Annotated in this window: 17 protein-coding genes; 9 read left to right on the top strand and 8 right to left on the bottom strand. The window is 71.0% G+C overall.

Features of this window, described 5'->3' with window-relative positions:
- Positions 1-178 precede the first annotated feature (178 nt).
- The 4 genes from leuC (at position 179) to WMF11_RS00485 (ending at position 8,754) form a co-directional block, all read left to right on the top strand.
- Positions 179-1,588: a 3-isopropylmalate dehydratase large subunit gene (gene leuC / locus WMF11_RS00500; protein WP_437548551.1), complete on the top strand. Its 1,410-nt coding sequence runs from the start codon at positions 179-181 to the stop codon at positions 1,586-1,588.
- Positions 1,589-1,615: 27 nt separating this feature from the next.
- Complete coding sequence (gene leuD / locus WMF11_RS00495) at positions 1,616-2,233, top strand: 3-isopropylmalate dehydratase small subunit (protein WP_437976051.1); 618 nt, start codon at positions 1,616-1,618, stop codon at positions 2,231-2,233.
- A 934-nt stretch (positions 2,234-3,167) separates the two neighbouring features.
- Positions 3,168-4,694 carry a hypothetical protein gene (locus tag WMF11_RS00490; RefSeq protein WP_437976050.1) on the top strand — a complete coding sequence of 509 codons (1,527 nt, stop codon included), beginning with the start codon at positions 3,168-3,170 and terminating at the stop codon, positions 4,692-4,694.
- 1,531 nt (positions 4,695-6,225) lie between these two features.
- A complete protein-coding gene (locus tag WMF11_RS00485) occupies positions 6,226-8,754 on the top strand; it encodes a glycoside hydrolase family 31 protein (protein WP_437976049.1) in 2,529 nt (842 codons plus the stop codon).
- A 75-nt stretch (positions 8,755-8,829) separates the two neighbouring features.
- Here the strand turns inward: WMF11_RS00485 and WMF11_RS00480 are convergent, their stop codons facing one another.
- From WMF11_RS00480 to WMF11_RS00465, 4 genes are read right to left on the bottom strand one after another with little or no spacing between them, the layout of a single operon-like run.
- Positions 8,830-9,540, bottom strand: a complete 711-nt coding sequence (locus tag WMF11_RS00480; RefSeq protein ID WP_437976048.1) for a lycopene cyclase domain-containing protein — start codon at positions 9,538-9,540, stop codon at positions 8,830-8,832.
- 14 nt (positions 9,541-9,554) lie between these two features.
- Positions 9,555-10,472 (bottom strand): prenyltransferase, encoded by a 918-nt coding sequence (locus WMF11_RS00475; RefSeq protein ID WP_437976047.1) that lies wholly within the window; start codon positions 10,470-10,472, stop codon positions 9,555-9,557.
- Positions 10,469-11,203, bottom strand: a complete 735-nt coding sequence (locus WMF11_RS00470) for a ferrochelatase (RefSeq protein ID WP_437906436.1) — start codon at positions 11,201-11,203, stop codon at positions 10,469-10,471. The genes WMF11_RS00475 and WMF11_RS00470 overlap by 4 nt, the downstream gene beginning before the upstream one ends.
- Positions 11,200-12,159: a prenyltransferase gene (locus WMF11_RS00465; RefSeq protein WP_437976046.1), complete on the bottom strand. Its 960-nt coding sequence runs from the start codon at positions 12,157-12,159 to the stop codon at positions 11,200-11,202. Before WMF11_RS00465 ends, WMF11_RS00470 begins: the two co-directional genes overlap by 4 nt.
- A 250-nt stretch (positions 12,160-12,409) precedes the next feature.
- On the opposite strand from WMF11_RS00465, the gene WMF11_RS00460 reads away from it, so the two are divergent.
- A complete protein-coding gene (locus WMF11_RS00460; protein ID WP_437976045.1) occupies positions 12,410-16,174 on the top strand; it encodes a UvrD-helicase domain-containing protein in 3,765 nt (1,254 codons plus the stop codon).
- A 76-nt stretch (positions 16,175-16,250) separates the two neighbouring features.
- Positions 16,251-16,877 carry a Uma2 family endonuclease gene (locus tag WMF11_RS00455; RefSeq protein WP_437906433.1) on the top strand — a complete coding sequence of 209 codons (627 nt, stop codon included), beginning with the start codon at positions 16,251-16,253 and terminating at the stop codon, positions 16,875-16,877.
- A gap of 10 nt (positions 16,878-16,887) precedes the next feature.
- Here the strand turns inward: WMF11_RS00455 and WMF11_RS00450 are convergent, their stop codons facing one another.
- The 3 genes from WMF11_RS00450 to WMF11_RS00440 form a co-directional block, all read right to left on the bottom strand.
- Positions 16,888-17,124 (bottom strand): hypothetical protein, encoded by a 237-nt coding sequence (locus WMF11_RS00450; RefSeq protein ID WP_437976044.1) that lies wholly within the window; start codon positions 17,122-17,124, stop codon positions 16,888-16,890.
- Between the two features lie 222 nt (positions 17,125-17,346).
- Positions 17,347-17,964, bottom strand: coding sequence for a hypothetical protein (locus WMF11_RS00445; protein WP_437906431.1), 618 nt, complete (start codon positions 17,962-17,964; stop codon positions 17,347-17,349).
- Between the two features lie 416 nt (positions 17,965-18,380).
- Positions 18,381-18,908 (bottom strand): hypothetical protein, encoded by a 528-nt coding sequence (locus WMF11_RS00440; protein WP_437976043.1) that lies wholly within the window; start codon positions 18,906-18,908, stop codon positions 18,381-18,383.
- Positions 18,909-19,062: 154 nt separating this feature from the next.
- Between WMF11_RS00440 and WMF11_RS00435 the strand changes: the two genes are divergently transcribed.
- On the top strand, positions 19,063-19,911 hold the full coding sequence (locus tag WMF11_RS00435; protein ID WP_437906429.1) for a GNAT family N-acetyltransferase: 849 nt from the start codon (positions 19,063-19,065) through the stop codon (positions 19,909-19,911).
- A gap of 24 nt (positions 19,912-19,935) precedes the next feature.
- Here WMF11_RS00435 and WMF11_RS00430 read toward each other — a convergent pair whose 3' ends face one another.
- Positions 19,936-20,247 carry a hypothetical protein gene (locus tag WMF11_RS00430; RefSeq protein ID WP_437906428.1) on the bottom strand — a complete coding sequence of 104 codons (312 nt, stop codon included), beginning with the start codon at positions 20,245-20,247 and terminating at the stop codon, positions 19,936-19,938.
- Between the two features lie 488 nt (positions 20,248-20,735).
- Here WMF11_RS00430 and WMF11_RS00425 point away from each other — a divergent pair, with 488 nt between their 5' ends.
- Both WMF11_RS00425 and WMF11_RS00420 read left to right on the top strand, forming a co-directional pair.
- Entirely contained in the window at positions 20,736-21,737 is a 1,002-nt protein-coding gene (locus WMF11_RS00425; protein ID WP_437976042.1) for an N-acetylornithine carbamoyltransferase, read from the top strand.
- Positions 21,738-21,742: 5 nt separating this feature from the next.
- The gene (locus WMF11_RS00420; protein WP_437906427.1) at positions 21,743-23,077 is read left to right on the top strand and encodes an acetylglutamate kinase; all 1,335 of its coding nucleotides are present in this window, start codon (positions 21,743-21,745) and stop codon (positions 23,075-23,077) included.
- The last annotated feature ends 19 nt before the right edge of the window (positions 23,078-23,096 follow it).

Below are 23,096 nucleotides of genomic sequence, written 5' to 3'. Positions count from 1 at the left end.
GCGCCCGCATAGTCATGCCGCCCGCCCGACGTTGCACCGCCAGACCGGCGGCGGCCGGCGGCCTTCGAGGGAGGCCGCTGGCGCGCCCTGGCGCCGGCGTCGGGCCGGTCCGCTTCGCTTCGCACGCCGTCCCCTTCACCCCCCTTCACCCGATTCCAGCGCACCGCGAGAGGCCATCATGGGTAAGAGTCTCTATGACAAGGTTTGGGACCTCCACAAAGTCCGCACGTTGCCGAGCGGCGAGGACCAGCTCTTCATCGGCCTTCACCTGATCCACGAGGTGACGAGCCCCCAGGCGTTCGGGATGCTCCGCGATCTCGGCCTGCGGGTGAGCATGCCCGAGCGGACGTTCGCGACCCTCGATCACATCGTCCCGACCGACAACCGCAAGCGGCCGTTCAAGGACACGCTGGCCGAGGGGATGGTCGACGCGCTCAAGAAGGCGTGCACCGAGCAGGGCGTCACGTTCTTCGATCTCGAGTCGGGGAAGCAGGGCATCGTGCACATCATCGGCCCGGAGCTCGGCCTCACGCAGCCGGGCATGACGATCGCGTGCGGCGACTCGCACACGTCGACGCACGGCGCGTTCGGCGCGATCGCGTTCGGGATCGGGACGACGCAGGTGCGCGACGTGCTCGCCACGCAGACGCTGAGCCTCCAGCGGCTCAAGGTCCGGCGGATCCAGGTGGAGGGCAAACTCGGGCCGGGCGTCTACGCGAAGGATATCATCCTCGAGATCATCCGCCGGCTCGGCGTGTCCGGCGGCACGGGCTACGCCTACGAGTACGGCGGGTCGACCATCGAGGGGTTCTCGATGGAGGAGCGGATGACCCTGTGCAACATGTCGATCGAGGGCGGCGCCCGGGTCGGCTACGTCAACCCGGACCAGGTGACGTTCGAGTACATGAAGGGGCGTCCGTACGCGCCGAAGGGCGAGGCGTGGGAGAAGGCGCTCGAGTACTGGCGCTCGATCGCGTCGGACGAGGACGCGCGTTACGACGACGTCGTCCGGATCGACGCGAGCGAGATCGCGCCGACGGTCACCTGGGGCATCACGCCGGGGCAGGCGATCTCGGTGAAGGAGAAGGTCCCGGCGGCCGAGGACGTGGCGAACGAGTCCGAGCGGGCGCTGATCCGCGAGGCGCTCGAGTACATGCGGCTCGAGGGCGGCAAGCCGATCGAGGGGACGAAGATCAACGTGGCGTTCATCGGGAGCTGCACGAACGGGCGCCTGTCGGATTTCCGGGAGGTCGCGCGGCGCATCCAGGGGCACAGGGTCGCGCCGCACGTGCGCGCGCTGGCCGTCCCGGGGTCGATGGAGGTGGCGCGCGCGGCCGAGGCCGAGGGGCTGGACCGGGTCTTCCGCGACGCGGGCTTCGAGTGGCGCGAGCCGGGCTGCTCGATGTGCCTGGCGATGAACCCCGACAAGCTCATCGGGGATGAGCTGTGCGCGTCGTCGTCCAACCGCAACTTCAAGGGCAGGCAGGGGAGCCCCACCGGGCGCACCGTGCTCATGAGCCCGGTGATGGTCGCGGCGGCCGCCGTCCGCGGCGAGATCGCCGACGCTCGTGACGTGTTCGGAATCTGACGACGCTCGCACCCGAGGGAGATCCCAATGGCACTCGATTTGATTCAATCCGTCACCGGTCGCGCCGTTCACGTTCCGGGGGACGACATCGACACGGACCGCATCATCCCGGCGCGCTTCTTGAAGTGCGTCACCTTCGACGGCATCGGCGAGCACCTCTTCCGCGACGTGCGCTTCGACGAGCGTGGCGAGCAGCGGGAGCACCCGCTGAACGACCCGCGCTTCGCGGGGGCGACGGTGCTGATCGCCGATCGCAACTTCGGCTGCGGGTCGTCGCGCGAGCACGCGCCGCAGTCGATCGCGAAGGCGGGTTTCAAGGCCGTCATCGCCGAGAGCTTCGCCGAGATCTTCTTCGGCAACTCGACGACGCTCGGCATCCCCTGCGTCTCGGTGAGCCGCGAGGACCGCGCCGCGCTCGTGGCGCGCGTGAACGCCGACCCGACGACCCCCGTCACGGTCGACCTGCAGGGGCAGGTCGTCCGGGCGGGGAGCGATCTCACGGTGCCCTTCACGATCAAGCCGGGCGCGCGCGAGTCGCTGATCCGGGGCACGTGGGATCCGATCGCCCAGCTGCTCGAGGGGGCCGCGGAGGTCCGGCAGGTGGCGGCGCGGCTGCCCTACGTGCGGCCCACCTCCGCGCAGTAGCTCCGCGCTCGATCGGGGCGCTGCCCCAACCTGGGACGCGCGAGCACCTCGCGAGCACCACCTCAACCTGGGTCACCACCTCAGTTACCACCTCAACCTGGGTTACCACCTCAACCTGGGTTACCACCTCAACCTGGGTCGGGCCCCACGCCCACGCCCCCCCGTCAGAGCACCTCAACCCGGGTCGGGCCACCACGCCCACGCCCCCTGCCGAACCTCAACCTGGGTCGCGGCTAGCCTCAACCTGGGTCGGGTCATCCCCGGCCGAACCTCAACCTGGGTCGGTCATCCGTACCTCAACCTAGGTCGGGTCATCCCCCCTGGGCCGCGTAACCCAGCTCACTCAAGAAAAAAATTCCCCCATCCTTCCATCCCCTTGCCTCCCGGCACCCCCTGTGGCGCCAGTTGGCTCAACGTGACACGTAGCCAGCGCTCCCCGTCACACTGCCGCCCCGTCGCGCTGAGCGGAGGCGCGCAGCGGGCGCCGCGCGACCGCGAAAAGCCGGCCGATATGCCTCGGGCCGTGCGGCCGTCGACGCTACCGAGCAGGCGGACGCGCCTGGCATGTCCAGTGCTTTATCCCCACGCGAGCTCTCCGAGTCGGCGCTGAGACGCCGCGCGCAGCAGCGCTCGCATGCTGCGGCGCAGAGCCATCGTTCCTTGATCGCGTGTCTCGCACAGGCACGCAGGATGGAGTACCCCCATGCGTTTCGCGATCTTCTCCTCTCTTATCTCGCGTTCGTCAGCCGCTCGCTCCTCTCTCCAGGGTCTGGTTGCGCTCTCCGCGCTCGTTGTGCTCACCGGCGCCAAGGGGCAGGGCTGTGGGGGCGTGGACGAGCCCCCACCGCCACCAGAGCCCGACTGCGGACCTGGCTTTCACTGGGAGACGGTCTGTTCACCGTGCGAGATCGGCGAGATGTGCGAGGAGCAGTGTGTGCCCGACAGCATCTGTCCTGCTGACTGGAGCGAACAGACCATCTGCAGCGGCGGCACCACGTCTTCGGGCCAGGGTGGCTTCGCCGGCGGCACCGCCATCCCCGTCGATCCGGGCGAGTGCTGGACCGAGTGCATCCCGCCGCAGCCGTACTGCCCGCCGGGCACGATCGAGCAGACCGTGTGTGGCGGCACCACCACGGTCGGCGTCGGCGGCTCCGGCGGCTGGGGCACTGGCGGCATGCCGATGCCTTCCGAGCCGTGCTGGACCGAGTGTGTGCCCGTCGGCCCCTATTGCCCGCCCGGCACAACCCCGCAGACCTTCTGCGACGAAGGCACCACCGTCACCAGCAGCAGCGTCGGCGTCGGCGGCTCGGGCGGCTGGGCGGGCACCGGCGGCGCCGATGGGGGCGCGAGCCGGCCCTATCCCGGCGGCGGCTGCTGGACCGATTGCGTGCCCACCGAGCCCTACTGCCCGCCCGGCACCACCCCGCAGACCTACTGCGACGGCGGCTCCTCCGTCACGAGCAGCAGCGTAGGCGTCGGCGGCTCGGGCGGCTGGGCGGGCACCGGCGGCGCCGGCGGCGCCGGCGGGGGCACCGCGGGCGGTGGCATCGGCGGCTCCGATCCAGGCTTCGCCGCGCCGCGCCCCCCTGACGGCGGTTGCTGGACCGAGTGCGTGCCCACCGAGCCCTACTGCCCGCCCGGCACCACCCCGCAGACGGTCTGCAGCGGCACCGTCGGCAGCAGCGGAGTCGGCGGCACCGGCGCCTACGACGGCGACTGGGGCGGCTGCCGGACCGAGTGTGTGCCCACTGAGCCCTACTGCCCGCCGAACAGCATCCCGCAGACCGTCTGCGGCGGCAGCGCCGTCTCGGTCGGCAGCACCGGCACCGGCTACGGCGGCGCCGGCGGCGCCGGCGGCTCCTCCGGCACCGGCATGGCGGGCGGCAGCCCGTACCCCGGCCAGGAGTACTGCTGGACCGAGTGCGTGCCTGTCGAGCCCTACTGCCCGCCGGGCACGACCCAGCAGACCATCTGCGAGGACGGCGAGCCCGTGCCCGGCACGAGCAGCAGCGGCACCGGCATGGGTGGCATGCCCTTCCCCGGCGGCGGCTGCTGGACCGACTGTGTGCCCACCGAGCCCTACTGCCCGCCGAACAGCATCCCGCAGACCGTCTGCGGCGGCGGCAGCTCCGTCGCTGTCGGCAGCTCCAGCAGCTCCGGCACCGGCGCGGGCGCCATGCCCTACCCCGGCGATTGCTGGACCGAGTGCGTGCCCGTCGAGCCCTACTGCCCCGCGGGCATGATCGAGCAGAAGGTCTGCTCCGGCGAGAGCAGCAGCAGCAGCACCGGCACCGGCATGGGCGGCGCCGACGCGTACCCGCCCGGCGATTGCTGGATCGAGTGTGTGGACGGAGCCACCTGCCCCCCCGGCGCGATCGTCCGAACCATCTGCGAGGAGCCGAGCGGCGGCGGCGCCGGCGGCCCCGTCTGCCGGACCGAGTGCGTCCTGATGCTGCCGTGACGCGACGGGCGCGGGCGATCCCCCCGACCGCGGGAGGCTTCGCGAGCGAAACGCCGCCGCCCGCGCCCATCCGATGACGAAGGCGCCGGGAGCGCCAGGGGAAGCACGATCCCCTGGCGCTCCCGGCGTTTCGGCGTTCCAGGACGGCACCGCCGCGGCGTTGCGCGGCTGTCATCCACCGAGGATCGTACCCGATACCAACGCACGGAGCGCCCGCGAGCACAACGTTCGGGACCAGGCCGCGACCCGCATTGAAGACGGTGGAGCGGGCCCTGAAGCAAGCGTGCCTGCTCGATCGACGTGATCCGTGCCGTTGAAGGTCGCTGTTCGATTGAAGGGCGCTTCGAGAGACGGCGACGGGCGAGGTCCGCCTTGACCACGAGGAGGCTCGCTGTTTCACCGGCGGGCACCGCCACATCCCCCCTCGCGCTCTTCGCGCACGCCTTCTTGACGGTTGATCGGGCTGCCTCCGACGCTGCGAGCGGGTCTGGCGGTCCGGCGATGACCGCGATCCAGCGCTCACCCTCTTGACGCGGCGCTCCGGAGGAGCCCCGCCAGCCTCGTCCTCCCCCGGATTCGACGATGCCCGCGGGCCGGTAGATTGGAATTGACATCGGCAATGTGAGCGTTCACATTGCAGTCGAGGGGTATCCTTTCGCTTCGGCCTCCTCGGTCGCCCTGGGCACCGAGATCTTCGTCATCTGTTCGCTCTTCATCGATTTTTGCACCAGCTCTATTCGCCTGGCCTTCGAGAAAGCGATCGCTGATCGAGGGTGATTGGTGTTGTGCCGAGGGCGATCCGCCAGAGGACACGACAGACATCGCGTATTCGAGGCCTGTCGTGAAAGCCTGGATGCTGTCCACCGGACACGATTTCGTCAAGGATCCGGCGAACCTGGCGGTGTGGCCGGATGGCAACCTCGGGAGCGGAGTAACGTAGTTTGCGGCGGGCCACGCTCAGGCGCTCCTCGGGCGCACCGGTGTCATCACATCGGCCCGTCCGGGGCTCCGGCTGAGCCACGCGGGAGGTTGGGTGCGCACCGCGCTCATCGCGCTTCTTCATCACGGAGCCAGGCTGCGCCCCAGGGCGCCCGCCTGCTGCCAGCCGCGCAGTCCGCGCCAGCAAGCCATGCCGCTGTAGCCGAGCTCTTGCGGTCGGTGCTCTCGTGGGACCCGCCTTGAGCACGAACAAGATCCCCGTCAGGGCGATCTGATCACGAGTACGCGGCCGGCCGCCCTGCGCCTTCGGCTCCGTCTTCGAAAGCAGCGGTTCAGGTCGCCCCCAGCGTTCTTCCGGCGCCAGCGGCTCCCCCGCGCCGTATACCGCCGCGCGCTCCGCCTCTCCCGAGCGAGGGGTCAAGCGGGCTGTCGCCAGGCGCCCTCATGCTGATTCAGCGGCGCGAAGCGCGGGCGAAGACAGCTCCGCGCCGCGACCGCATGGAGACAGTCCGCGCTCTTACAGCTGGCGTGAACCATTGAAGTCGGGAGCACTCATGCACTCTGTTGCTTGCGAGGAATCATGCGAAACTTGATGGACCGTTATCTCTGCGCGGCGCTGATCGGCCTCTTGCCGCTCGGCGGCGCGTGCTCGGGCGGGTCCAGCAACCCCGGTCCGGGCGCCGGCGGTGCGTCAGCCAGCGCCGCTGGCACGACCACGACCAGCGGGGTGGGCGGCGGCGGCGCAGGCGGTGCAGCCGGCGCAGGCGGCGCGGCCGGGGTCGGCGGCGGCGGCGGCTCCGGAGGCCAGGGAGGCGACGACGACCAGCTGGTCTGCCCGCCTGCCCCTCCAGAGACCGAGCTCTATGCCGCCGACGCCGCCGGCGTCACCTTCAACCTGGAGAGCGGCCTGCTGAGGCTGGAGGTCTGCAACGAGAGCATCATCAGGGTCCAGTACACCACCGCCTCTTCGCCCCCTGACAAGAACTCTCTATCCGTCAACAACGAGTGGGACAAACCGAGCTTTTGCGTCGCGGAGAACCAGGGGACCGTGACGATCACCACCTCACGGCTGAAGGTCAACGTCGACACGACCAGCGGCCTGGTCACCTATGCCGACCTGAACGACGGCGTCATCCTGTCGGAAGACAGCAAGACCTTGACCCCCGTGACCGTCGAGGGGGTCAGAACGAACCGCGTCGAGACCGTCTTCAACTCACCCGCCGACGAAGCGTTGTTCGGTCTTGGCCAGCACCAGGACAACGTGGCGAACCGCAAAGGGACGACGCGGCGCATCGTCAACGTCAACACGGAGATCAACGTTCCTGTATTGGTGTCCAACAGGGGCTACGGGATCTTCTGGGACAACTATTCCGCCTCGAACTTCGACGGGACCAGGTCGAGCAACAGCAAGTACAGCTATTCGTCCGAAGCCGGCGACATGGTGGACTACTACTTCTTCTATGGTCCGAGCATCGACCAGGTGGTAGCCCAGTACCGCACCGCGACCGGCGCAGCCCCGCTGTTCCCGAAGTGGGCCTACGGGCTCTTCCAGTCGAAGGACAAGTACGGCAGCCAGGCCGAGCTGCTGAGGATCAAGGACGGCTACCGCAACAACGACATTCCGGTCGACTGCATCGTTCAGGACTGGGATTACTGGACCCCGTACGCGTGGGGCTCCCACTTCATGGATGAACGCCGCTATCCGGATCCAGCGGCCCTCATCGCCGAGATGCACAAGGCCAACGTTCACACGATGATATCGATCTGGCCGGTGTATCAACGCGTGAACACCGAGCGGAAGGCGGGAGAGCTGGACAACTACAACGCGCTCGATGAAATCGGCGCGCTGTACCCCAGCAGCGGCACACACCGTTTCTACGACACGTTCAACCCCGCCGCCAGAGCTCTGGTGTACCAGCAGATCCATGATCGCCTGCTGGGGCCGCACGGCTGGGACGGCATCTGGGCAGACAACACCGAACCCCAGGCCTACCCGGACCCCGTCAACGTGCGGGCGGCGGATACCGCGCTCGGCAAGGGCGCGCTGTACCTGAACGCGTATCCCCTGGCACACGCCGCGGGAGTGTACGAGCACTGGCGCAGCACCGGCCCGAAGCAGAAGCGAGTCTACGTGCTCACCCGCAGCGCCTTCGCCGGCCAGCAGCGATACGCCACGACGTGCTGGTCGGGGGACATCGACAGCAATTTCGCGACCTATGCCAAGCAGATCCCCGCCGGGCTCAATTTCTCGCTCGCGGGGATGCCCTATTGGACCACGGACATCGGCGGGTACTGGGGCCACAACGTGGACTGGACCACCAGCGCGAACAATGAGCTCTTCACCCGCTGGTTTCAGTACGGCGCCTTCTCCCCGATCTTCCGGATTCACGGAGGCGGCTCGAGGGAGCTGTACAGCAACAGCTGGAGCGCCGCCACCAAGGCCAACCTCCTCAAGATCGACAACCTGCGCTATCGGCTGATGCCTTACATCTACTCATTGGCATGGAAGGTGACCAGCGACGGCTACACCATGATGCGGCACCTGGTCTTCGACTATCCCAGCGATGCGAATGTGTTCAACATCAAGGATCAGTTCCTGTTCGGCCCCGCGTTCCTGGTCAATCCCGTGACCACCGCGGGCGCTACCAGCCGCTCCGTTTATCTCCCCGCGGGGACGTGGTACGATTTCTGGACGGGCTCGACGACAGACGGCGGACGTACGGCCTCCGTTCCCGCGCCGCTGAGCGAGCTGCCGCTCTTCGTCAAAGCGGGCTCGATCGTCCCCATGGGCCCCAGCATCCAGTATGCGACGCAGAGCATCGACCCGCTGGAGATCCGGATCTACACGGGCCAAGACGGGTCGTTCACCCTCTACGAGGACGAGGGCGACAGCTACGACTATGAGGACGGTCAATACTCGACGATTCCATTCACGTGGAGCGAGTCTGCCGGAAGGTTGACCATCGGCGCACGGAAGGGGAGCTATACCGGAATGCCGGCCAGCAGGACGTTCAGGATCGTGCGGGTGGGCTCCGATCATGGCGTCGGCGTCGACGTCACCGCCGCTCCAGATCAAGTGGTCACCTACGATGGCTCAGAGGTGGTTGTAACCGCGAACTGAGCTACGGCCGTCGACGTCCAGGCGGATGGACGGCGTCGCGCGCCGAAGACGCGCGCCGGAAGCGCCGAGGGAATCTCAATCCCCGTCGCTTCCGGCGTGCCCGTACCTGAACCCGAACGCCCACGCCGGGAACACCGTTGCCGCGAAGCTCGCGCCGAGCCCGTAGAGGACCTCGTCGAGCGGCACGCCGAGCAGCGCCCTCCCCGGCAGCAGCACGCTGGGCCGCCAGGTGCGCTCGAACACGCCGGGCACGAGCGCAGCGAAGACGAGGCACAGGCCGAGGTAGAGCGCCGCCGACAGGAGCGCCCCGAGCAGGCCCGGCACGAGCAGATCGCGGCGCGCCCCCACGAGCGCCGCGGCGAACGCCGTCATCGCCGCCACCGCGGCGTAGAGGACGGGCACCCCCGCCGCGACCAGCGCCCCGGCCGCGGCGAGCGCGAGCGCGATCACCACGCCGGCACGCAACCACGGTCGCACGCGCGGCGCCCGCTCCGCCGCGCAGGGCACCGGCGCGCGGCGGAACACAACGGCATAGACGGTCGAGGAGAATCCGCTGAGCCCGACGACGAACAGCACGTCCTCGATGCCGAACCCGATCCGGTCGGCCAGGTCGAACAGGAACTTCGGGGCCCAGTACCTCGGGTAGAACAGCCGCTCGGTCGCCGCGAACGGCAGCGAGGCGAGCGCCATCCGCTTCATCAGGGGGCGCAGATCCGGGCGCGCGAGCCAGATGACGCCCCCCGGCAGGAGGAAGAGCGACGAGAGCAGCAGGAACTCGTGCGACATCGCGCCCTCGCTCCTCAGCGCGCGGCGAGGGCGATGACGGTCGAGCCGACCAGCGACAGCGTCGCCGCGCCCGCCGCCGCGACCCGGACCAGCAGCAGGCGCGAGCCCGGCGGCGCTGGGCGGGCCAGCAGCACGACGAGCACCGCCGCCGCCGGCACGAGCAGGCCCGCCCCAGGGCTCAGCCCCACCGCGCCCAGGCCGACCGGCGCGAGCACGAGCGAGAGCCCGTTCAGGAGGACCACGCACCGCGCCGCCCGCTCTCCGCCCACGCGCACGGGCAGCGTCCGCTTGCCGCTCTCGCGATCCGAGGGCTCGTCCGGGAGCGCGGTGGCGATCGCGGAGCCGAGGTGGCTCGGCAGCAGGAACGCGAGCAGCGCGAAGGGAAAACGCGCGGGGTCGCCCCCCTGGGCGATGTACCCGTAGAGCGGCAGGACCGCGCCGACGCCGACCATCTGGAGCAGCTCCCCGCCGCCGCGGTACGACAGGCGAAGCGGCGGGTAGCTGTAGGCCCAGAGCAGCAGGAGCGCCGCGATCGCCAGGAGCACGAGGAGCGGCGCGGCGGCCGTCGCCAGCGCCGCGGCGAGCGCCGTTGAGACCGCCACGAGCGCCGCGGCGCACACGACGGCCGCGGCGCCGAGCGCGCGGGGCGAGAGGCGCCCCTCGACCAGCACGCGCGAGCCGCCCGAGAAGGGCGTGGCGGTCCGGTTGCGGCGATCGGTCTCCTGGTCGGCGACGTCGTTCGCGTAGACGATGAAGAGCTGGTTCAGCAGGCCGAACAGCTGGACCGCCGCGAGCGTCCCCACGTCGAGCGGTCGGCCGGCCGCCCGCGCGCCGACGAGCTGCCCGAGCAGCAGCGGGAGCGCGATGCTCGGCTGCGAGGCCAGCCGAGACGCATCGAGCCACGCTCGAAGCGCGCCCGGCCGGACGCTCATCGCCCCTCGCCCCGCGACAGGCCGAGGCGATCGGCCAGCTTGGCGCGCAGATCGGTGAAGGGGAGGTCCCAGCGGCGCTCGCCGTCGAGGCGCCAGGCCTTGAGCGGGATCAGGTCGACCTGGGCGAGCAGGCAGTGGAGCTGCGACTCCTCGGGCGGCTCGCGGATGAACGAGAAGGGGTTGCGGTACTCCCGGCCGTTCAGCTGCGAGTACTTGCGGTCGTTGCTGGCCACGAGCTCGACGAGCGTCCTCTGCCGGCCGTCGAGGTAGTCGAAGAACGAGACGTCGAAGGGCCCGATGCCCGCGCGCTCCTCCGGCTTGCGCATCACCCAGCGAGCCCAGTCGTAGCCGTAGAGGAAGTCGTGCGCGTAGCGGAAGCGCAGCTTCGACTTGTTGCCGAAGCCCAGGCAGAGCGACACCACGCGGCGGGCGAAGTCGCCGATCGCGGGCGCGCTCCCGGCCTGCCACAGGCAGCAGGCCAGGTAGTCGACATCCCAGAAGATGTTGTCGGGGAAGTTGTCGGCGACCGCGCCGATCACCTCGCCGAGCCCGCGGGCAAAGGCGCGCGCCCGCTCGGCGTCCTCGCTGCCGTTCACGATCTGCTCGACAAGGGCGACGGGGGTGGGCGCGCACGGCCGGCCCGGCGCGACCGAGGCCCGCGCGCCCAGCAGGGGCGTGAGGCGCGCGAGCGCGTCGCGCTCCTCCGGGGGGATGACCGCGACGCCCGTCATGTCGGCCCTCCCCCGGCGAGGAGCCCGGCGGCGAGCACGGCCGCCGACAGGGCGACGATGCCCCACTGGATCGCGCGGTGGAGCTCGCGCTTGTAGGCCGCCTGCGCGGCGAACGCGTTCGTCACCGCCTCGGGGCTCTTCTCGACGAGCCGCGCCCTGAAGAAGAGCGCCACGGCCGCCGCCGGCGCGACCGACCAGAGCGGCGGCGCGCCCTCGACGAGGAGGGACGCCGCGAGCCAGAGGAGCGGGCCGAGGCCGGCGAGGGCCTCGGTGGCCCGGCGCGTGGCCGCATTGCCGAGCAGCGTGGCCACGGTGCGCTTGCCGCCGGCGCGGTCGCTCTGCTCGTCGGACAGCCCGCTGGCCAGCGCGCTCGCCAGCGCGAGCAGGAGCAACCCCGGCAGGAGCGCGACGAGCCACGCTGGCGCCAGCGCGCCGCACTGGGCATACGCGTGCAGCACGGGGAGCACGCCGCCGACGCCGGCCATCTCGAGGAGCTCGCCGCCGCCGCGGTAGTTGAGCCTGATCGGCGGCAGCGTGTAGGCGACGAAGACGAGCTGGCCGAGCGCGGCCAGGGGGAGCAGCAGCGGGCGATCGAGCGCGGCGCCGGCCCCCCAGGCCATGAGCAACGCGGAGACACCGGCCCCGAGCCCGGCGAGCAGGAGGGCCTTGGCGGGAAGGATGCCGTCCGGGATGGTCTTCGGCGAGCAGCCGTCCGGGAACATGCGTCGCTTGAGGGCGTCCACCTCGCGATCGCCCCAGTCGTTCAGGAGCACGACGAAGGCGACGTCGGCCATCATCCACAGCGCGCCGAAGGCGAGGGCCCCTGCGGACAGCCGGCCGGCGACGGCCGCGCCCACCGCGTGCCCGTATGCGGCCGGGACGAGCACCTTGGGCCAGCTCGCGGGTTTGAGCGCGTACGCCCACCGCGCTCCAGGGCTCATCGACTCGAGGCGCATGGATCAGCTCCCCCTGCTGCTAGCACAAGAACATCCACGCTCAGGGGTTACATGAGCCCGTCCGGAAAAACGGACCGCCTTCCGCCGGGCACGGCAGCGTTTCCTTCCACGCCGATCTGCGCCACCTTACTCCCCCGACAGCCTCCCCACGCGACCCAGTGCGGCACGTCCTCCTCCCCTCCCCGAGCCTGGCCGGCGCGCTCCTGCCGCGCGCCCCCAGGCAGCGCCTCGAGCCCGCGCGGAGGCGCGCGTGACCGCCGACGCGGTCCGATCGCGCGGCGCGCGGCAGCTCGCGGATGAGCCCGCCCGCCGCCGCATCCGCGACGATCTGCGGACGACGCTCGTCGTCGAGGCCGCCGCGGGCACCGGCAAGACCACCGCGCTCGTGTCGCGGATCGTCGCCGTGCTGCGGAGGGCGCCCGAGGAGGGCGGCGGGACGCTCGATCGCATCGTCGCGGTGACCTTCACGGAGAAGGCGGCCGGCGAGATGAAGCTGCGCCTCCGGGCCGAGATCGAGCGGGCGCGCAGCGACCCGGGCGCCGGCCCGGCGGAGCGCGCGCGGCTCGACGAGGCGCTCGCGCACCTGGAGGCGGCGCGCATCGGGACCATCCACTCCTTCTGCGCCGACCTCCTGCGCGAGTGGCCGGTCGAGGCGCGCGTCGACCCGCTGTTCCAGGTCGCGGCCGCGGATCAGGCCGAGGCGCTCTTCGACCAGGCCTTCGACGCCTGGTTCCAGCGCACCCTGAACGACCCGCCCGAGGGCGTACGCCGGATCCTGCGCCGGCGCCCGCGCGACGGCGCGCAGGGCCCGCGCGACCTGCTCCGGAGCGCGGCGTTCAAGCTCGCCGAGCACCGCGACTTCACGCGCCCCTGGCGGCGCGATCCGTTCGACCGCGAGCGCGCGATCGACGAGATCCTGGACCGCCTCGCGGCGCTCGCCGACCTGGGCGCCGAGGCCGACCGGGAGGGCGACTACCTCGCGCAGAGCCTCCGGAACCTCGACCGCTACCTCGCCGAGCTCCGCCGCCGCGAGGAGGTGACGGGCGGGCGCGACCACGACGGCCTGGAGGCCGAGCTCGGCGACGTCGCGCGCTGGAAGGAATGGCGCTGGAAGGGCTCAGGCAAGGCGTTCGGCGGGGATCTCACGCGCGCCGAGGTGCTCGCGCAGCGCGACCGCGTGAAGGTCGAGCTCGACGCCGTGCTCACGGCCGCGAGCGCCGATCTCGCGGCCTGCCTCTCGCGCGAGCTCCGGCCGCCGATCGAGGCGTACGACGCGCTCAAGGCCCGCGCCGGCAAGCTCGACTTCCTCGACCTGCTGCTCTGCGCCCGGGACCTCCTCCGCTCGAGCCGCGGCGTGCGCGAGGAGCTCAACCTCCGCTTCTCGCACCTCTTCGTCGACGAGTTCCAGGACACCGACCCGCTCCAGGCGGAGATCCTGCTCCTGCTCGCGGCCGACGACCTCTCCGAGGCCGACTGGACGCGGGCGCGCCCGGTGCCCGGCAAGCTCTTCGTCGTCGGCGATCCGAAGCAGTCGATCTACCGCTTCCGCCGCGCCGAGGTCGCGCTCTACGAGGCGACCAAGGCCCGGCTCGTCGCGTGCGGCGCGAGCGTCCTGTACCTGTCGACGAGCTTCCGCAGCGCCCCGTCGATCCAGGAGGCCGTCAACGCGGCGTTCGCGCCGCTGATGCAGGGAGGCACCGCGGAGGGCGAGCGCGCGGCGACCCAGGCGCGGTACGTCGCGCTCGAGCGGTTCCGGGATGATCCGCCGGAGCAGCCGACGGTCATCGCGCTCCCGGTGCCGCGGCCCTACGGCGACTTCGGCAAGATCTCCGATTTCCGGGTGCGGCAGTCGATCCCGGACGCGGTGGGCGCCTTCGTCCACCACCTCATCCACGGCGGCGCGGCGCTGGACGGTGGCGGCGCGCGGCGCTGGACGGTGACGGAGCGCGAGCGCCCGGGCCAGCGGGTGCCGCTCGAGGCGCGGCACATCTGTCTTTTGTTCAAGCGGTTCCAGACGTTCGGGGAGGACGCGACCCGCGCCTACGTGCGGGCGCTCGAGGCGCGGCGGATCCCGCACGTGCTCGTGGGCGGACGGTCGTTCCACGATCGCGAGGAGGTGATGGCGGTGCGGAGCGCGCTGCTCGCGATCGAGTGGCCGGACGACGAGCTCAGCGTCTACGCGACGCTGCGCGGGCCCCTCTTCGCGCTGACGGACGACGTGCTCCTGCTCTACCGCGACCGCTTCCGGCGCTTGCACCCGCTGTTTCAACCGCCGGACGACGGGGCGCTCGATCTCGCGGTGGAGGGCGGGGCGCGGCCGCTCCGGGAGGTCGCCGAGGCGCTCGCGGTGCTCGGGCGGCTGCACCGCGAGCGCAACCGGCGGCCGATCGCGGACACCCTCGGCGGGCTCCTCGACGAGACGCGCGCGCACGCGGGCATCGCGATCTGGCCGACGGGGGAGCAAGCGCTCGCGAACGTGCTGCGGGTGATGGATCTCGGGCGGCGCTTCGAGGCGGCCGGCGCGACGTCGTTCCGCGCGTTCGTGGAGCGGCTCGAGCTCGACGCCGAGCGGGGTGAGGTCGCCGAGGCGCCGGTCGTCGAGGAGGGGACGGAGGGCGTGCGGATCATGACGGTGCACCGGGCCAAGGGGCTCGAGTTCCCTGTGGTGATCCTGGCCGATCCGGCGTCGCCGGCGGCGCACCAGCTCCCGTCGCGGCACGTGGATCCGGAGCTCGGCCTGTGGGCGGAGCCGATCGCCGGCTGCGTGCCCGCGGAGCTCGTCGAGCGCCGCGAGGAAGTGCTGCGCCGCGATCGCGAGGAGGCGGTGCGGCTCGCGTACGTGGCGGCGACGCGCGCGCGCGAGCTCTTGGTGGTGCCCGCGGTGGGCGACGCGCGCCCGGGCGACGGCACGAGCGACGGCTGGCTCGACGTGCTGCACCCGGTGCTCTACCCGGCGCCGCGCGAGCGACGGAGCCCTCGACGTTGCGAGGACCTCGGCTGCCCTCCGTTCGGGACCGACACGGTGCTGGAGCGCCCGGCGCGGTGCGAGGCCGACGAGCGGGACGCGGTCGCGCCGGGGGAGCACGCGCCGATGGCCGGATCGCACCGCGTCGTGTGGTGGGATCCGGGGGCGCTCGACCTGGATCGCGAGCCGGAGGCGGGGCTGCGCCAGCAGCGGATCCTGCAGGCGGACGCGGGCGGCGCGGCGGCCGCGGGCGGCGCGGCGGCCGCGGGCGGCGCGGCGGCCGCGGGCGGCGCGGCGGCCGCGGGCGCCGGGATCATCGGAAGCGCCGGGGCGATGTCGAGCGCCGTGATCGCAGGAGAGCTCGGACAGCGCGGGCACGAGGTGTGGCTGGAGGCGCGGCAGCGGGCGATCCTGGACGGCGCGGTGGCGGCGGTCCGCGTGAAGACCGCGACGGAGATCAGCCACGAGGCGGCGGAAGCGGCGGCGGCAGCGGCGGCGGGCGCGCAGCCCATCGGCGGCGGGGCGACGCGGAGAGAGCGGGCGGACGCGCTGCCGGTGATCTCGTTCGAGCAGACGGAGATCGCGCGCGAGGGGCGGCCCTACGGCAAGCGGTTCGGGACGCTGGTGCACGCGGTGCTTGCCGAGGTGGATCTCCGGGCGGGCGAGGACGAGGTAAGGACGGTGGCGGCAGCGCAGGCGAGGCTGCTCGGGGCGCCGGCCGAGGAGCTCGACGCGGCGGTCGCCGCGGCGGTCGCGGCGCTCGATCACCCGCTGCTCCGGCGCGCAGCGGAGAGCGCGGCCCGCGGCGCGTGCGAGCGGGAGACGCCGCTGCTCCTGCGGCTCGAGGACGGGACGATCGCCGAGGGCATCGTCGACCTCTCGTTCCGCGAGAGCGTGGGAGACGTGGGGATCTGGACCGTGGTCGATTTCAAGACCGGCTCCGACGCGGGCACGGCGCACGCGGCGCAGGAGGCGCAGGTGCGGCTTTACGTGCAGGCCATCGCGGAGGCGACGGGCGAGAGGGCGAGAGGGGTGGTGCTCAGGGTGTGAGGGGCGCTGCCGGACGCAGAGGAAGGCCCGTGGGTGGCGCGTCGCGGGAAGCCCGTGCGGTGGTACGATGGGTGCCATGGGTTCGACAGCGACAGCGGAGATCCTCCGACCTGAGCCGATGACGCTGGAGCAGTGGGCCGACCTGGAGGAGGACCAGCCGGGTGAGCTCCTGGACGGTCGTCTCGTGGAGGAAGAGGCGCCGACGACGCTGCACGAAGCGGTGGTGAGCTGGCTGATCGAGGTGCTGCGCGGATGGGCCCGACCGCGGGGCGGCTGGGTGTTCGGCTCGGAGTACAAGCTCGGCGTGTCGGCGCGACGCGGGCGCAAGGCCGACGTGTGCATGTACGCCCCGGGCGCGCCTCTCCGCGGCCGCGATGCGCTCTCCCGGATCCCCCCGACCGTGGTGGTCGAGGTGCTCTCGCAGCGGCCGCGTGACGTGCGACGCGATCGGATGGAGAAGACCCTCGAGTACGCCCGCTTCGGGGTGCGCTGGTACTGGCTCGTGGATCCGGACGCGCAGCTCTTCGAGCTGTTCGAGCTCGGCCCCGACGGGTACTACGTGCAGCGGTTGCCCGCCTCGGAAGGGAGGGTGCGCGTACCAGGGCTCGACGGGCTGGAGCTCGATCTGGATGCGCTCTGGGCCGAGGTGGCGCCGCTCCTGGACGACGACGAGCCGGAGCGGGACGAGAGCGGCGACAGGTGAGCCGGGGGCCTCAGGCCGGCGCTGCCACGGGAGCCTCGGCGGGCTTCGTCTTGGCCCGCCGCTTCTTCGGCGCCTGGACGGCGCCCAGCGGCGCGAACAGGGCCTTGTAGGTCCCGTCGTCCTCGTCCCACGCTGCCGCCGCGTGCTTCCTCAGCGTCCTGAGCGCCTTGGACCATTCGGGCAGGAGGGCGTCCCGCTCCGCGAGGGCCTTCGCGAAGGCGGCCTGCGGTTTGGTGAGCTTGGCCAATCCGCTTCATTCGTCGGCACGGCGTCCGCCCGCTCCACGGACGTCGCCAGCCGAAGGCCGGGACTTGGCGTCCCAGGAAGACCGGTCTCGTAGTTGACGACGTCGACCGCCTCGCTCTTGTAGCAGCCCGTCGTGGTGTACGTCTGCGGCGAGGTATAGTTGTAGCCGCCGACAAACGTCGCTACCGGAGTGCGCCAGGGTCACGCGCCTGCGCTCGGCGGCTCAGTTCGGCTCCCACACCGAACGGATCCTGAACTTCCGCGTCGGAAAGCCGCTGCCATTGCCGGTTCGGGCAGTGGCGACGACGCGGTAGCTGTGGGTGGCCACCATGGGCGTATAGAACTTGAGTCCGTGACTGATGCCAACGTTGCAGCCGCTGCCGGCGACGTAGTTGCCGCGTCTCTGCGCCATCTCCACGGGGACCATCACCCCGTCATCCTCGTAGTACAGGGTGGCCGCCATGAACAGATCGCGGCACGCCTCCGGGTCCGTCGGCAGGGTGTCCGCCCAATCCACGTACGTATTCAGCTCGTGGTTGGGGCCGGGCGCCGGAGTGAAACCGGCCTCGTAGCCGACGACGTCGACCGCCAGGCTCTTGTAGCAGGCCGTCGTGGTGTACGTCTGCGGCGAGGTGTAGTTGTAGCCACCGATGTAGGTCGTCACCGGCGCGACGGTAGCGCACGTCGCCTCGCTGTACGCCTGCTCCACCTCAGCGACGTCCTCATCGAGCGAATCGACCCCGTCGACCTGATCGTCCTGCATCTCCACGGCGCAACCCGTGGCGGCCATCGCGACCATCGAAGCGAATAGACACCCCACCACGGCATAAGCTCGGCTCATCGTGCCACTCTCCATGTGTAAAGCGTATGAGTACGGCGTCTCGACGTTCAGCGAGGGACCGCGGAGTTCATGATGCGCTGGTTCGCCCAGCCGGAGGTGTGGAGGCGAATCGCCTCTTCAGCAGCGCATTCCCTCGCCCGGCTCATCGTCGCCGCAGGGGCACATCGCAAGAGAGATGCCAGCCCGGCCCCTCTGCTTCAACGTCATCACCGAGCCTCGAAGCCGGACCGGTACCGCTCCTCGACACGGGAAATGCAGCCCGAAGCGAGCTCCTCGCGCCACGCCAAGAAGCCGGAGCGCTGCCCGCGCGAGCGGCCGCAAGGGCGTGACATGTCACGCAGCGGGCCGTGACATGTCACGCAGCGGACCGTGACATGTCACGCAGCGGGCCGTGGACGCCGGGGTCCGACGGGCGCTCACCGCCGGCCGGGGGTCCGCACGTACCGCTCGTCGTCCACGGTGGTGGGAAAATCCTCGGCGTCGACGTGCTTGTACAGGTCGCCGTCGCGGATCTCGTAGCGCATGTACACGACGGGCTCCTCGATGGACTCCTCGACTCCATCCTGCAGGATGCGGGTGTACTCGAGCGCGATGTGGCCACGCTCGGTGTTGTACGAGGTGACGCGCGCGTAGAGGTCACGCGGAGCTCCCATGTACGGAAAGCGGTGGTGGAAGCTCGTCGCGCTCAGCTCGATGAGCGAGCCGTCATCCTCGCTGACCCACGTGCCCACGAAGGGCAGGCGCTGTGTCTCGTCCCTCCGGGACTCCGGCTCATCCGCCGCCTGCTTGGGCTCGGGCGCGCCAGGGCGCGAGGGCGGGAGGACGACCTCGACCGGGGCGGCGGCCCCAGACGACAGCCGAGCTGGCGAGGACCCGCAGCCGATGGAGTAGAGCGTCGCGAGCGCGAGGGCGGCGCACGTCGCGCCAAAGCCACGTCGGTGCATGAGGCGAGTCTACACCCGGACGGCGGGCGCCGGCCCCCTGGACGCGCGATGTACGGCGGGCGCCGGCGCCGCTCGACGCCGGCACCCAAGGGCCTCTTCCGAGGAGCCCGGTGTTCCTCGCACCGGAGCGCATCCGGTGACACAATCGCGGCCCGTGAGTGCCCTCCTCGCCGCCATCGAGCGGTTTTACGATGCCGTCCCTCGCTGGTGCGCCGACGCAGAGGATCACGGACCGCTGACCCTCTTCGTTCGCCGCGGCGACGGCTGGCCCTACTACGCCCGCCCCGCCCTCGGCCATCCCGGCCCCGTATCGGTCGAAGACGTGGCCGCCGTGCGCGCGCGTCAGCGGGAGCTCTCGATCCCGGAGGCGTTCGAGTGGGTGCTGGAGACCACCCCTGGGCTCGACGCCACGGCCGAGGCCGCCGGCCTGCATGTCCGGCGCTGCCCGCTGCTCGTGCTCTGCGGCGAGCCCCGCCAGACGCCTTTGCCGGAGGACGTCTCGCTCTCGATCATCACCGCCCAGGACCCGGATCTCGCCGCCGTGCAGGCCGTCGCGCCCGTCGCCTTCGGCGCGCTCGACACCGCGGTCGGTCCTGCGGGACCGGCCGAGCGGGAGGCCGCCGCGGCCGTGCTCCCGGCCGGACAGGCGGCCGCGTGGCACGCGTCGCTGATCGAGGGGACGCTGGTGCACGCGGCCGCTCGGGGCCGCGAAGGAGCGCTCGCCGGTCCGCTCTGCACCGGCAGCTACCAGCACGCGCGGGACGTCGCCGAGGTCGTCGGCGTGGGGACGCTGCCGGCGGCCCGGGGGCGCGGCCTCGCCGCCGCGGTCACCGCGGTTCTGGCCCGCCATGCGCTGGACGCCGGGCTCCGCACCGTGTTCCTGTCCGCGCAGAACGACCGCGTCGCGCGCGTCTATGAGCGGGTCGGGTTCCGGCGCGTCGCCACCGCGTGCATCGCAGAACCGCCCGCGCAAGCGGAGAGCGGCGCCGTCCTCGGAACGTGATGCGGCGCCCCACCGCTGCGCCGGTCAGACAGGGGCGACGTGGTAGTCCGGTCCCTCTTCCCCGCGCAGGATCTCGGTATGAACGACCGACGCGCTCCGCAGGTGCGCCACCTCCCCGAGCTCGGCGTCGCCGCGATATGCCGAGAAGGCCTGTTCGTCCGGAAACGTGACGAGGTGGATCTCCTTCAGGGTGAGCCCACCGCCGTCGGGCGCGGTCACCACGGTCCGCTCGATCGCGCCGCCGTACCGCGCCATCACCGCCGCGGCCCTCCTCTCGTACGCGCGGAACGCGTCGAGCGCATCGCACCGCACCGTGAGGATCACGACCAGCGTCACAGGAACAGCCGCTCCTTCACGCCACCCCACCACCAAAGCACAAAAAAAGAGCGCCCATTCGACGGTGGGGGGGGGAAACCGTCACGGGCGCTCTGCCCTACTTGTTTAGCAGGATGCAGGCCAAGGGTTGCACCCCCGATTTCCGCGAGTCTTTCCCTAGGGGACCTGCGTACTCCTTTCGTTCCTGAAATCAGCACCTGCAATCCTGGTGTCCTCGCCACTGCCGAGGAGCTCGTCCAGCGGGTGGTGGGGCCGGCACGAGACCGTGCCCGCCACCGGCGTCGGTTCCCGCTCCCGACATGTCCTCGAAGCGAACCACGCTCACCGGTTTCTCGTCGCATCGCGCAGCGGTCCCCGCTCGCCGGAGGCGAAGGGCCGCCCCCTTGAATCGCCTGCGCGCCGCGCGGCGCGAGCAGCGTTGACATCACCGCCAGGCTTGCTCCTAATGCGAGTGCCCGCTCCGCGCCGTTCACACGAGGAGGCATCCGATGCGGCACTTCCTGACCACGATGGACTACACCCGCGCAGAGATCGAGGGCCTCCTCGAGCGCGCGCAGCGCTTCAAGCGGCGGCCGATCGAGCCGCGCCTCAAGGACCGCACCATCGCGCTCGTCTTCTTCAACCCATCGCTGCGGACGCGCACCTCCTTCGACGTCGGCATCCGGGAGCTCGGCGGCCACGCCGTCGTGCTCGAGCCTGGCCGGAGCGCCTGGCCCATCGAGTTCGAGGAAGGCATCGCGATGGATGGCGAGCCGGAGGAGCACATCCAGGAGGTCGCCCGCGTGCTCTCCCGCTACGCCGATCTCATCGGCGTGCGCGCGTTCCCCAGGTTCCAGCGCTGGGAGGACGATCGCCAGGACAAGGTGCTCCAGGGCTTCGCCCGCCACGCCACCGTGCCGGTCATCAACCTGGAGACCATCACCCACCCCTGCCAGGAGCTCGCGCTCGCGCTCGCCATGAAGGAGCGCCTCGGCCGCCTCGACGGCAAGAAGTTCGTCCTCACCTGGACGTATCACCCGCGCCCGCTCAACACCGCGGTCGCCAACTCGGCCGTCCTCATCGCGTCCAAGCTCGGCATGGACGTCACCCTCCTGTGCCCCAGCGAGGAGTACCACCTCGACGAGCGCTACCTCGACGCCGCCAGGAAGAGCGCCGAGGGCAACGGGCAGAAGCTCTCGATCACCTACGACATCAAGTCCGCCTACGAGGGCGCCCACGTCGTGTACGCGAAGAGCTGGGGCGCGATTCCGTACTTCGGGCGCTGGGAGCAGGAGAAGCCCATCCGCGACAAGAACAAGCACTTCATCGTCGATGAGCAGAAGATGGCGCTCACCGCGGGGGGGCTCTTCTCCCACTGCCTGCCGGTCCGGCGCAACGTGAAGGTCACGGACGCGGTGATCGACTCGCCAGCATCGATGGTCATCGACGAGGCAGAGAATCGGCTGCATGTCCAGAAGGCCGTGATGGACGTGCTGGCCAACGGGTGGTGATAACGATGGGTTCGACGCAAGACGTCATCGTCCGCCTGCTCAGGAACCTCGGCAGCCGCAAGGAGGTCGAGCAGTACCTGAAGCAGTACGCGGCCGTCGATCAGCAGAAGTTTGCGATCATCAAGGTCGGCGGCGCCATCCTCGACGAGGACCTCGAGGCGCTCGCGACCTCGCTCGTGTTCCTCAACCAGGTCGGGCTGTATCCCGTCGTCATCCATGGCGCCGGGCCGCAGCTCGATCGGGCGCTCGCCCAGGCGGGCATCCCGACGGAGCGGGTCAATGGCCTGCGCGTCACGACGCCCCGCATCCTGGAGATCGCCCGCCGCGTCTTCCTCCGCGAGAACCTGCGGCTCGTCGAGGCGCTCGAGGAGATGGGCACGCGCACGCGGCCGATCACGGCGGGCGTCTTCGAGGCGTCGCTGCTCGACGAGCCGCGCCTCGGGCTGGTGGGCAAGGTGGAGCGCGTCCACGTCGAAGCGGTGAGGTCCAGCCTCCGCGCCGGGCACCTGCCGATCCTGGCCTGCCTCGGGGAGACGCCGGGCGGGCAGATCCTCAACATCAACGCCGACGTCGCCGCGCGCGAGCTCGCGCTCGCGACGCAGCCGTTCAAGATGATCTTCCTCACGAGCACCGGTGGCCTCCTCGACGAGCACGGGCGCATCATCTCGGCCATCAACCTCGAGGAGGATTTCGCGGGCCTCATGGCCCAGCCCTCGCTGAACGACGGCATGCGCCTCAAGCTGCAGGAGATCAAGCTCCTGCTCGACGGGCTGCCGGCGACCTCCTCGGTCTCGATCACATCGCCGGATCACCTGGCGAAGGAGCTCTTCACGCACACGGGCTCTGGCACGCTCGTCCGCCGCGGCGAGCGGATCCTCCGGCACGACACGCTGGACGGCATCGACCGCGGCCGGCTTCGCGATCTGCTCGAGGCGTGCTTCGAGCGGAAGCTCGACGAGCACTACTTCGACAAGAAGCCTTTCTATCGCATCTACCTGTCCGACTCCTACCGGGCGACGGCGATCCTCACGCTCGATCCGGGCGGGAGGGCCCCGCTCACTCCGTACCTCGACAAGTTCGCGGTGACCTCGGAGGCGCAGGGCGTGGGGATCGGCGGCTCGCTCTGGACGCGGATGAAGAGCGAGAACCCGAAGCTGTTCTGGCGCGCCCGGAACGGCAACGAGATCAACCCCTGGTATTTCCAGCAGGCCGAGGGCAGCTACCGCAACGAGAACTGGACGGTGTTCTGGTACGGCCTGTCGAGCTTCGACGACATCCGCGCCTGCATCGATCACGCGCTGTCCTTGCCGGCGACCCTGCGCCAGCACGGCACGGTCTGACCCCGCCCTGACCCGCCGT

Source organism: Sorangium sp. So ce295, assembly GCF_051527405.1.
GTDB classification, from domain to species: domain Bacteria; phylum Myxococcota_A; class Polyangia; order Polyangiales; family Polyangiaceae; genus Sorangium; species Sorangium cellulosum_B.
The sequence above is the reverse complement of the archived record's forward strand: the minus strand, read 5'-3'. Positions and strand labels throughout refer to the sequence as shown.

Excerpts from the sequence above, each read along its gene's own strand:
- WMF11_RS00445 (WP_437906431.1), bottom strand. The coding sequence starts at position 17,964 with ATGAGCCGAGCTTATGCCGTGGTGGGGTGTCTATTCGCTTCGATGGTC.
- WMF11_RS00465 (WP_437976046.1), bottom strand. The coding sequence starts at position 12,159 with ATGCGCCTCGAGTCGATGAGCCCTGGAGCGCGGTGGGCGTACGCGCTC.
- leuD (WP_437976051.1), top strand. The coding sequence starts at position 1,616 with ATGGCACTCGATTTGATTCAATCCGTCACCGGTCGCGCCGTTCACGTT.
- WMF11_RS00480 (WP_437976048.1), bottom strand. The coding sequence starts at position 9,540 with ATGTCGCACGAGTTCCTGCTGCTCTCGTCGCTCTTCCTCCTGCCGGGG.
- WMF11_RS00470 (WP_437906436.1), bottom strand. The coding sequence starts at position 11,203 with ATGACGGGCGTCGCGGTCATCCCCCCGGAGGAGCGCGACGCGCTCGCG.
- WMF11_RS00425 (WP_437976042.1), top strand. The coding sequence starts at position 20,736 with ATGCGGCACTTCCTGACCACGATGGACTACACCCGCGCAGAGATCGAG.
- leuC (WP_437548551.1), top strand. The coding sequence starts at position 179 with ATGGGTAAGAGTCTCTATGACAAGGTTTGGGACCTCCACAAAGTCCGC.
- WMF11_RS00485 (WP_437976049.1), top strand. The coding sequence starts at position 6,226 with ATGGACCGTTATCTCTGCGCGGCGCTGATCGGCCTCTTGCCGCTCGGC.
- WMF11_RS00475 (WP_437976047.1), bottom strand. The coding sequence starts at position 10,472 with ATGAGCGTCCGGCCGGGCGCGCTTCGAGCGTGGCTCGATGCGTCTCGG.
- WMF11_RS00440 (WP_437976043.1), bottom strand. The coding sequence starts at position 18,908 with ATGCACCGACGTGGCTTTGGCGCGACGTGCGCCGCCCTCGCGCTCGCG.
- WMF11_RS00420 (WP_437906427.1), top strand. The coding sequence starts at position 21,743 with ATGGGTTCGACGCAAGACGTCATCGTCCGCCTGCTCAGGAACCTCGGC.
- WMF11_RS00455 (WP_437906433.1), top strand. The coding sequence starts at position 16,251 with ATGGGTTCGACAGCGACAGCGGAGATCCTCCGACCTGAGCCGATGACG.